The following is a 3,981-nucleotide window of genomic DNA, read 5'->3' as shown; positions in this document are numbered from 1 at the left end:
TCTCGCTGATCGCTGTCAGCCGGTACAGCGAGCTGACCGTGCGGCAGCACCTCCGGGCCGTATTTCCCCGAAATCGCAGAGCCCAACGCTCATGAGGTGCTACTACAATGAGCTTCAAATAGGTAGACACCCGCTTTATGTTGCGCATGCTCAACGTAGCGGGGCTGATTGCGCTGGCGAAACTCGACGAGCCCGGGTCAATCGCGGCCGCCGCCGGGCGCTCTACTAGACGCCATCCGCTGTTTCCGTTGCCCGTTCACCCCGGTAGACAACGGCTGCCGGCCGCCGAAAGCGGACCTTGCCGAAGTAGCGAGAATGCCGCGGAGATGGCGCGACCGGGACCTTGCCAGCGCTTTGTTCCCTTGGTTATCCGCCGCGTTCAAGAAACGGAATCTAGGCGTGGAACTTTCGATCAGAAGTCTGAACCAGGACGCCCTCTAGAATCGGCTGAGGTCAGGCGGGTGAACATTTCATTGCTTTTGGGTATGCATAAAACGGGTTCCTCGGAAAAGTTGAAGCTCCCTCATTGACGACCCAAACCCGGCGTCATCGTCGACGTTGGTCACTGATTTGCCCACAGGACGTCCGTGACGATGCAGGAACTCGCGAATGAGGATTGGTTGCCCTCGGGCAGAAAAGCAGCCTCTTCGAGGTTTTCTGACGTAGTCCACGAGCTGCCGAGTTGGTTCAGCTCCCGCCGGCAGCGTACTCCGAAAGCCGTCGTGGCCCGGACTACGGGATCAGCACGGAGATGCTCTACCAAGTCATGCGTCATGACTCCCCCCGCACCTCACAGCTTGAGGAAAAGTCAAAAATCGGGGTTCATCTAGGCCCAGATTAAGAACCGTATCCCTCCCTAGCGCAGGCCGAGCAACCCTGGGAGGTTTGTCCTCGACCTTAACCTCAGCGATGACCTGCAGTTTCTAGTGTTTGTCGAAGTAGCCGGCGCCGGCAGGCTATTCCGAGGGGCTGCTGGCTAGTGGGTGTAGGGGTTGTTGATGCCGATGTATTGGGTGGTGGTGTATTCGGCGATGCCTTCCGAACCGCCTTCGCGGCCGAGTCCTGACTGTTTGACTCCGCCGAAGGGGGCGGCGGCGTTGGAGATGACGCCGGCGTTGAAGCCGACCATGCCGAATTCGATCTGTTCGGCGACACGGAGCAGGCGGTTGAAGTCCCGGCTGTAGAGGTAGGAGGCCAGGCCGTATTCGCTGGCGTTGGCCAGCCGGATGGCGTCCTCCTCGGTGGCGAAAGTGGTGATGGGGGCGACGGGTCCGAAGATTTCCTGGCGGAGGATCGCGGCGTCGTTGGGCACGTTGGCCAGGACGGTGGGCGGGTAGAAGTAGCCCGCACCGTCGGGGAGTGTGCCGCCGGTGATGGCGGTGGCTCCGGCGTCGACTGCGGCGGTGACCAGGGCGTGCACGTCGTCGCGGGCGCCGGCGTCGATCAGGGGTCCCACCTGGCTGGCGGGTTCGGTGCCGCGGCCGGTGGCCAGGGCTCCCATTGCTGCGGCGAACTTTCGGGTGAATTCCTGGGCCACGGACTCCTGGACAAGGAACCGGTTGGCGGCCGTGCAGGCTTCGCCCATGTTCCGCATCTTCGCCGCCATCGCTCCCTCGACGGCGGCTTCGAGGTCGGCGTCCTCGAAGACGATGAATGGTGCGTTCCCGCCCAGTTCCATGGACGTGCGGAGCACGTTCTGTGCGGCGTCGGCCATGAGGCGTTTGCCCACTGGGGTGGAGCCGGTGAAGGAGACCTTCCGGAGCCGTGAATCGGCCAGCAGCGGGCCGGAGATCCCGGACGCGGAAGACGAAGCCACCACGTTGAGCACGCCGGCGGGCAGTCCGGCGTCGAGCATGGTCTGCGCGAAGTACTGGGCGGTGAGCGGGGTGAGTTTGGCGGGTTTGAGGACCATGGTGCAGCCGGCGGCGATGGCGGGGGCGACCTTGCGGGTGGCCATGGCCAGCGGGAAGTTCCACGGTGTAATCAGCAGGCACGGGCCGACCGGTTTGTGCTGGACCAGGATCTTGTTCTTGCCCTCGGGGGTGGTGAGGTAGCGGCCGTAGTCACGGACGGTTTCCTCGGAGAACCAGCGCAGGAACTCCGCGCCGTAGGCCACTTCGCCGCGGGCTTCGGGCAGGGGTTTGCCCATCTCGAGGGTCATCAGCAGCGCGAAGTCCTCTACGCGTTCAATGACCAGGTCAAAGGCCCGGCGCAGGATCTCGGCGCGCACCCGCGGTGCGGTCCGCGCCCAGGAAACCTGGACTTTGTCCGCGGCGTCGAGTGCGGCAACAGCATCCTCGCTCGTGGCGGATGCCAGGGTGGCGAGGACCTCGCCTGTGGCGGGATCGTGGACGTCGAACGTGGCGCCGTCGGACGCGTCGCGCCATTGGCCGCCGATCAACAGGCCGGTCGGCACGGAGGCAAGGAGCGCAGCTTCACGCTGGGGTGTGACCGCCCCTGCTGAGATGGCAGAGGAGGGAGCTGAAGTAACTGTCATTGCGAAATCCTTTGGAGTGTTCAGTAGCTGGCAGGCGCGTCGCCGGTGGTTGCCTTGACGTATTGGGCGGCGAGGGCTTCGGAGCCGCGGGCCAGCAGCGCGACGTCGGCGCCCACCAGGATGAAGTTGGCTCCGCTGTCCAGGTAGGAGCGGGCAGTATCGGGGTTGAACGCGTTCACACCCGCGGGTTTCCCGGCCGCATTCGCGGCCGCGAGGCAGTGTTCGACGGCGGCGCGCACCTTGGGGTGGTCCTGCTGTCCCAGCAGGCCCATGGAAGCGGCGAGGTCCGAGGGGCCCAGGAAGATGGCGTCCACGCCGTCCACCGCGAGAATCTCCGCTACCGCGTCAACCGCTGCCGTCGACTCGATCTGGACGGTGACGCTGATGGTCTCCCCGGCCCGGGCCAGGTAGTCCGGGACCCGGTTCCAGCGGGCCGCCCTCGCTAAAGCGGAACCCACGCCGCGCACACCGTGGGGCGGGTAGCGGGTGGCCGCCACCGCCGACTCCGCGTCCGCCGCCGAGTTGACCATGGGGATCAGCAGGTTCTGCACGCCCAGGTCCAGATACTGCTTGATCACCACGGTGTCGTTCACCGGCGGCCGGACCAGGGTGTGGACCGGGTAGCCGTTGATCGCCTGGAGCTGGGCCAGGATGCTTTCGAGCCCGTTGGGGCTGTGCTCGGCGTCGATCAGCAGCCAGTCCAGGCCGGACCCGGCACAGAGTTCGGCGACCAGCGGGCTGCCCGAACACACCCACATGCCGGCCAGCGGACGGCCCCCCTCGACCGCCTGCCCGCGGAGGGCGTCCCGGAACGTGTCTTCTAGTCGAAGCGGCATGTGACAACTCCCAATGGTCCGTAGTCGGCGTGGACGGTATCGCCCTTGTGGACCCACATGGGCCGGGTAAAGGAGCCGGCGAGGATGATGTCCCCGGCCTTCATGCTGTCACCGTGGGCGGCGATCTTGTTGGCCAGCCAGTGCACTCCGTTGGCCGGGTGGTCCAGGACCCCCGCGGCCACGCCGGTCTCCTGCACGGTCTGGTTCTTGTACAGGATGGCGGAGACCCAGCGGAGGTCCACGGCGTCGGGCCTGACCGGGCGGCCGCCGATCACCATGGCGCCCATCGCGGCGTTGTCCGAGATGGTGTCCACGATGGTCCGGCCCTCCATTTCGATCCGGGAATCCAGGATCTCCAGGGCCGGGACCACGTAGTCGGTGGCGTTCAGGACATCGAAGATGGTGCAGCCCGGGCCCTTCAGGGCGTCCTTCAGGACAAATGCCAGTTCCACCTCTACCCGGGGATGCGTGTATTTGTCCCACTCCACCGAACAGCCGGTGTCCAGCACCATGTCATCGAAGATGGCGCCGTAGTCCGGCTCGGTGATGCCGGTGGCCGCCTGCATCGCCCGGGACGTGAGGCCAATCTTGCGCCCCACCAGCGTCCGGCCGGCTTCCTCGTTGCGGCGCCGCCACAGCGCCTGCACA

Annotated in this window: 3 protein-coding genes; all 3 read right to left on the bottom strand. The window is 65.6% G+C overall.

Going from position 1 to position 3,981, the window contains the following annotated elements; translation table 11 throughout:
* Nucleotides 1-976 precede the first annotated feature (976 nt).
* Entirely contained in the window at nucleotides 977-2,497 is a 1,521-nt protein-coding gene (locus Y706_RS0102555) for an NAD-dependent succinate-semialdehyde dehydrogenase (protein ID WP_043434324.1), read from the bottom strand.
* 20 nt (nucleotides 2,498-2,517) lie between these two features.
* Nucleotides 2,518-3,333 (bottom strand): HpcH/HpaI aldolase family protein, encoded by an 816-nt coding sequence (locus Y706_RS0102550; protein WP_028275341.1) that lies wholly within the window; start codon nucleotides 3,331-3,333, stop codon nucleotides 2,518-2,520.
* The coding region (locus tag Y706_RS0102545) for a fumarylacetoacetate hydrolase family protein (RefSeq protein ID WP_028275340.1) at nucleotides 3,318-3,981 on the bottom strand (664 nt) is incomplete at its 5' end. The genes Y706_RS0102545 and Y706_RS0102550, both read right to left, overlap by 16 nt.

It is taken from the genome of Arthrobacter sp. I3 (assembly GCF_000520575.1).
GTDB lineage: Bacteria > Actinomycetota > Actinomycetes > Actinomycetales > Micrococcaceae > Arthrobacter > Arthrobacter humicola_A.
Note: the sequence above shows the minus strand (reverse complement) of the source record. Positions and strands in the feature narration are given on the sequence as shown.